Annotated in this window: 4 protein-coding genes; all 4 read right to left on the bottom strand. The window is 72.6% G+C overall.

The genetic code is table 11. The annotated features are described in order from the left end of the window. Positions 1-29: 29 nt before the first annotated feature. The gene (gene hflX / locus AXW62_RS21345; protein ID WP_060945953.1) at positions 30-1532 is read right to left on the bottom strand and encodes a GTPase HflX; all 1503 of its coding nucleotides are present in this window, start codon (positions 1530-1532) and stop codon (positions 30-32) included. Positions 1533-1652: 120 nt separating this feature from the next. Further along, entirely contained in the window at positions 1653-3260 is a 1608-nt protein-coding gene (locus AXW62_RS21340; RefSeq protein WP_079115721.1) for a M1 family metallopeptidase, read from the bottom strand. Positions 3261-3345: 85 nt separating this feature from the next. Beyond that, positions 3346-5538, bottom strand: coding sequence for a RelA/SpoT family protein (locus AXW62_RS21335; RefSeq protein WP_060945952.1), 2193 nt, complete (start codon positions 5536-5538; stop codon positions 3346-3348). A 136-nt stretch (positions 5539-5674) separates the two neighbouring features. Then, a complete protein-coding gene (dapF, locus tag AXW62_RS21330) occupies positions 5675-6607 on the bottom strand; it encodes a diaminopimelate epimerase (protein WP_060945951.1) in 933 nt (310 codons plus the stop codon). Positions 6608-6694: the final 87 nt, after the last annotated feature.

The following is a 6694-nucleotide window of genomic DNA, read 5'->3' as shown; positions in this document are numbered from 1 at the left end:
GGGGGGCCCTCGCCGTGTGCTTGTCGTGGCTAGCGCTGTCCGCCGGCCGCGGCCGGTACGTAGCGCCGCAGCTCCGCCGCGAGTTCCTCGTGCACCCGTGCCTTGAGCAGCGTGCCCTCCGGGGTGTGCTCCTCGGAGATCACCTCGCCGTCGGCATGGGTGCGCGCGACCAGCTTGCCGTCGGTGTACGGCACCAGCACCTCGATCTCGACCTGGGGCCGGGGCAGCTCCTCGTCGATGACCGCGAGCAGCTCGTCGATGCCCAGCCCGCTGCGGGCCGAGACCGCCAGAGCGCGCCGTTCCATGCGCAGCAGCCGCTGCACGACCAGCGGATCGGCCAGATCCGCCTTGTTGATCACCACGATCTCGGGCACGTCGACCGCGCCCACGTCGCGGATCACCTCACGCACGGCGGCCAGCTGCTCCTCCGGGGCCGGGTGCGAGCCATCCACCACATGGAGGATCAGATCGGCGTCGCCGACCTCCTCCATGGTGGAGCGGAACGCCTCCACCAGGTGGTGCGGCAGATGGCGGACGAATCCGACGGTGTCCGCCAGGGTGTAGAGCCGCCCGCTGGGGGTCTCGGCCCGGCGCACGGTCGGGTCCAGGGTGGCGAACAGTGCGTTCTCCACCAGGACGCCCGCACCGGTGAGCCGGTTGAGCAGGGAGGACTTGCCCGCGTTGGTGTATCCGGCGATGGCGACCGAGGGGACCTTGTGGCGCCGGCGCTCCTGCCGCTTGATGTCGCGGCCGGTCTTCATCTCGGCGATCTCGCGGCGCATCTTGGCCATCTTCTCGCGGATGCGGCGCCGGTCCGTCTCGATCTTGGTCTCACCGGGGCCACGGGTGGCCATACCGCCGCCCGAGGATCCGGAGCCACCGCCACCCATCTGCCGGGACAGCGACTGACCCCAGCCTCGCAGCCGGGGCAGCATGTACTGCATCTGGGCGAGCGACACCTGCGCCTTGCCCTCCCGGGACTTGGCGTGCTGGGCGAAGATGTCGAGGATCAGGGCGGTCCGGTCGACCACCTTGACCTTGACGACGTCCTCGAGGTGGATCAGCTGGCCCGGGCTCAGCTCACCGTCGCAGACGACGGTGTCGGCACCGGACTCGACCACGATGTCGCGCAGTTCCTCGGCCTTGCCGGAGCCGATGTAGGTGGCGGGATCCGGCTTGTTGCGCCGCTGGATCACACCGTCGAGCACCAGGGCGCCGGCGGTCTCGGCGAGCGCGGCGAGCTCCGCCAGGGAGTTCTCCGCGTCCTGGACCGTGCCGGAGGTCCAGACACCGACCAGCACCACGCGCTCCAGGCGCAGCTGCCGGTACTCGACCTCGGTGACGTCCTCGAGCTCGGTGGACAGCCCCGCCACGCGCCGCAGGGCTGCGCGGTCGGAGCGGTCGTACTGGTCGCCGTCACGCTCCCCGTCGATCTCGTGACTCCAGGCGACGTCCTCTTCCATCAGGGCGTCGGCCCGAAGGCTCTCGGCGGCTCGCTGCCGGTCCTGCGGAAGGGAAGAGGAGTGGGTCAAAGGAATCCTTACGTCGTGGAATACCGTCACTGTCAACAACGCGTGGCGGGCCCGTGGGATTCCCCACCGGGCCGGCCGCGCACGCCGACCCCTTGATGGTCGCACGCGGCGGCCGGGCCGTCACCCGGGTTTCACGGCCCATGGCACGGCGTGACGCACCGCGTGCCGTCCCGCCCGCGCGCCCGGCGGGGCGGCGCCCTTCGCGGTCTGCTGCGCCGCGGGCTTCCAGTCGGGGTGGCCCGGCATCGGCGGTGTCGTCCTGCCGTACAGCCACGGCCGGAGGAATCCGCTCAGATCGCGCCCGGCCACCTCGGAGGCCAGCCGGATGAAGTCGGCGGTCGAGGCGACACCGTCGCGGTGGCGGAGCACCCACTGGCGTTCCAGCCGCTCGAAGGCGGTCCGGCCGATCCGTTGCCGCAGCGCGTACAGCACCAGTGCGCCGCCGTCGTAGACGATCGGGCGGAAGATGCCGATCTGCTGGTCGGGGTCGGCGGGCTTGGGGGCCGCGGGCGGGCCCGCCTCGGCCCGCCAGGTGTCGGACTGCCCGTACGCCTTGCGCATCCGCCGCTTCAGGCTCGCCTTACCGTGCTCATCGGCGTACAGGGCCTCGTACCAGGTGGCGTGCCCCTCGTTGAGCCACAGGTCGGACCAGCGGCGCGGGCTGACGCTGTCGCCGAACCACTGGTGCGCCAGTTCGTGCACCATGATCGACTCGATGTACCACCGCGGCAGCTGTCCGCTGGTGAACAGATCGCGCTCGAAGAGGGAGAGCGTCTGTGTCTCCAGTTCGAAGCCGGTGGTGGCGTGGGCGATCAGCACTCCGTAGTTCTCGAAGGGGTAGCGCCCGGCCTTCTTCTCCATCCAGCCCAGCTGTCCGGGCGTGCGGGCGAGCCACTTCTCCAGGCGTGTGCGGTCCGCGGCGGGCACCACGTCGCGCATCGGCAGCCCGTGGGGTCCGGTGCGGTGCGGCACGGCGGAGCGGCCGATGGAAATCTGCGCCAGCTCGGTGGCCATGGGGTGGGCGAGGCGGTACGTCCAGGTGGTCCGCGATCCCTTGCGGACGCGCTGTCCGGGCTGACCGTTCGCGACGACCGTAAGGCTCTTCGGGGCGGTGATCCGGAAGGTGAAGCGGGCCTTGTCGGAGGGGTGGTCGTTGCACGGGAAGACCCGGTGGGCGGCGTTGGCCTGGTTGGCCATGGCCAGCCCGTCGCTGGTGCGGACCCAGCCGCCGCTCGCGCCGCCGCGCGGATCGCTGGTGTGGCGGACGGTGATCCGGAAGGCGGCGCCCCGGCGGACCGGGGCGGACGGGATGATCACCAGGTCCTCACCCGTCGTCACGAACCGGGCCCGCTCTCCGTCGACCCGCACCGAATCCACGATGCCCTGGGTGAAGTCCAGGTTGATGGTGCGCAGGGCGGCGGTGGCGCGGGCGTCGATGGTGGTGACGGCGTCGAGCGGGCGGTCCTGGCGGTGGTAGTCGAAGGCGAGGTCGTACGCCGTGACGTCGTAGCCGGGGTTGCCGAGCTGCGGGAAGAGGGGGTCGCCGATCCCCAGGGGCTTCGGATGCGGGGGGATCACCGGCCCCGCGGCGGAGGAGGGGCCGACCGCGAGGAAGACGGCGGCCATGGCCGCGGCCACCAGCGCGGTCCGGCGGCGCCCGGTGCGCGGCGGCCACGGACGGCGCCCGGTGCGCGGCGGCCGGGTGCGGCGCCCCGAAGAAAACGTCATGCCTTACCGCTACCAGCGCCCCGGCACCTGTGCGGTCGCTCCCGGCCGTGATCCACCCGAAGGAGTTCAGACGTCGCGACGGCGCTCAGGGGCGCGCCGCGACCATGCTGCGGCCCTCGCGCGTCACGTCGTAGACCCCGGGAACGTTCCGCATGGCCCGCATCAGGGTCGGCAGCCTGCCCGCGTCGGGCAGCTGGAGCGTGTAGGTGTGCCGGACCCGCTGCTCACGGGGCGGCTCGACGGCGGCCGCCACCACTTCCGCACCCTCGGCGGCGATGGCCTCGGTGAGGTCCGCGAGGAGATGCGGTCTGCTGAACGCCTCCGCGAAGAGGGTCACGCGGTAGTCGCCGCCCCCGTCACCGTCGTCCTCGTCCGCCCAGCGCACCCCGACGGCCGTACGCCCCGCCGCGATCATCCGCCCCACCCCGGGGCAGCGCTCCCGGTGCACGGTGACGGCCCCGCCACGGACCGCGAAGCCGGTGACCGCGTCGGGCGGTACGGGGGTGCAGCAGCGGGCGAGCCGTACGGTCGCGCCGGGCAGGTCGACGACGACGCCCGCCTCGGGACGGCCCGCACCGGGGGTGGGGGCGGCGTCCGCGTCGCCCTGCGTGCCGCGCGTCGCGAGGGGCTTGGCGGCGGACTCGGCCTCCGGGTCCGGGGCCGCCGCCCCGGACTCGTGCTGCGGGGCCGGAGGCGCCGGATGGGCGGCCAGCCAGCGGTTGATGGCGATGCGGGCGGCCGGGGTGCGGGCGTGGTCGAGCCACTCCGGCGACGGACCGTGGGAGGCGGCGTCCCGCCCGTCGCTCGCCATCAGCAGCTGCAGCGTGTCGCCGTCCCGCAGCACCGTGCTCAGCGTCGCGATCCGGCCGTTGACCCGGGCGCCGATACAGGAGTGCGCGTCCTCGCCGTACAGGGCGTACGCGGCGTCCACGCAGCTCGCGCCCGCGGGCAGGCCGAGTGTGCCGCCGTCGGAGCGGAAGACCGTGATCTCCCGGTCCTGGGCGAGGTCGTCGCGGAGCGAGGTCCAGAAGAGGTCGGGGTCGGGGGTGGCGCTCTGCCAGTCGAGCAGCCGGGACAGCCAGCCGGGGCGGGTGGGGTCGGCCCGCTCGCCCTCGGGGGCGTCGGCGTCCTCCGTCGGGGCGTACGGATTACCGAGGGCGATGACTCCGGCCTCCGCGACCCGGTGCATCTGGTGGGTGCGGATGAGGACTTCGGTGACCTCGCCGTCGCGCCCGGCCACGGCCGTGTGCAGCGACTGGTAGAGGTTGAACTTGGGAACCGCGATGAAATCCTTGAACTCCGAGATCACCGGGGTGAAGCAGGTGTGCAGTTCGCCGAGGACCGCGTAACAGTCCGCGTCGTCGGTGACCAGCACCAGAAGCCGGCCGAGGTCGGTGCCGGTCAGCTCGCCGCGTTTGAGCCCGACCCGGTGGACGGAGACGAAGTGGCGCGGGCGGACCAGCACTTCGGCGGTGATACCCGCCTCGTGCAGCACGCCCCGTACGTCCTCGGCGGCGCGGGCCAGCGGGTCGGGGCGCTCGGCGTGGGACTGGAGGAGCTCGCGGGTGCGGGCGTACTCCTCGGGGTGGAGGATGGCGAAGACCAGGTCCTCCAGCTCGGTCTTGAGCGCCTGCACCCCGAGCCGCTCGGCGAGCGGGATCAGCACATCGCGGGTGACCTTGGCGATGCGGGCCTGTTTCTCGGGGCGCATCACGCCGAGGGTGCGCATGTTGTGCAGCCGGTCGGCGAGCTTGATCGACATCACCCGGACGTCGTTACCCGTGGCGACGAGCATCTTGCGGAAGGTCTCGGGCTCGGCCGCCGCCCCGTAGTCGACCTTCTCCAACTTGGTGACGCCGTCGACGAGATAGCGGACCTCCTCGCCGAACTGCTCCCCGACCTGGTCCAGGGTCACGTCGGTGTCCTCGACGGTGTCGTGGAGCAGTGACGCGGTCAACGTCGTGGTCTCGGCGCCCAGTTCGGCGAGGATCAGCGTGACGGCCAGCGGATGGGTGATGTACGGCTCACCGCTCTTGCGCATCTGGCCGCGGTGGGAGGACTCGGCCAGCACATACGCCTTGCGGAGCACGTCCAGATCGGCTCCGGGATGGTGCGCGCGATGGACCTTGGCCACATGCTCGATGGCGTCCGGCAGGCGGCCCCGGGAGGCCGTCCCGAGCAGGGCGGCCCGGCTGAACCTGCGGAGATTGCGCAGGTCGATGCGGGGGAGGCCGCGCCTGCGACCGAACGGGGCCTGGTCGGTGGCCTCTGCGCTCATGGGCACCTCCGGCGGCGTCGAGCGTCAACCGGCGTGGGTACTCGCCCGGGGCCGGTGCTTGATGCTATCGAGCCCATCACGCACGGCCGACCGGCTCTCGCCCAGAGTGAAACGGATCACCCATTCGAGGGAAGTGTCAGCCGAGGGCCGCGCCCAGCCAAGCGGGATCGATCTCCCCCTCGGCCACGATCACGGCAGGGCCGGTCATCTCCACCGTACCGTCCGGCCGTTCGCTGATCACAAGGCGCCCTCCGGGAACGTCCACGGTGTACGTGACGGGGTGGCCGGTGACCGCCGGATCGGCCCCGTCACGGCGCGCGGTGGCGACCATCACGGCACAGGCGCCGGTGCCGCAGGAGCGGGTCTCACCGGAGCCGCGCTCGTGCACGCGCATCGCGACATGGCGCGGGCCGCGGTCGACGACGAACTCGACGTTGGTGCCCTCCGGGTACGCCGAGGCGGGGCGTACGGCGGGGGCCGCGAGCAGGTCACCGGCCTGGGCGAGGTCGTCGACGAAGGCGACCGCGTGCGGGTTGCCCATGTTGACGTTGCGCGCGGGCCAGGTCCGCTCACCGACGGTGACCGTGATCTCTCCGTCGGGGCCGGGCTCGGGCAGCGCTGCCCGGCCCATCACCACGGTGATCGGGCCGTCGGAGGCCGCGACGGCCTCGCCCGGCCGCGTGGCGTCCCCGGCGTCCTTGGCGATGTGGATCCGGCGCACCCCGGCCCGGGTGGCGACCGCGAGATCGCCTGCCTCGGCGAGCCCGGCCCGCTGGAGGTAGCGGGCGAAGACGCGGACTCCGTTGCCGCACATCTCGGCGATGCTGCCGTCGCTGTTGCGGTAGTCCATGAACCACTCGGCCCGGTCGGCCATGCCCCGCGCCTCGGGGTGCGCCGAGGACCGTACGACCCGGATCAGCCCGTCACCGCCGACACCGGCCCGGCGGTCGCAGATGCGGGCGACGGCCGCCGCGGTCAGCTCCAGACGTCCGTCCGGGTCGGGGACGATGACGAAGTCGTTCTCGGTGCCGTGTCCCTTGAGGAAGGGCAGCCGGGGTGCGGTGCTCATCCCTCGATCCTACGGTGTGCCGGTCGCCCCGCGACGTGCCCGCCGCCGCGCCCCGACGTGATCCACAAGTCCTTCCCAGGACCCTCC

It is taken from the genome of Streptomyces hygroscopicus subsp. hygroscopicus (genome assembly GCF_001553455.1).
Lineage (GTDB): Bacteria > Actinomycetota > Actinomycetes > Streptomycetales > Streptomycetaceae > Streptomyces > Streptomyces hygroscopicus.
Note: the sequence above shows the minus strand (reverse complement) of the source record. Positions and strands in the feature narration are given on the sequence as shown.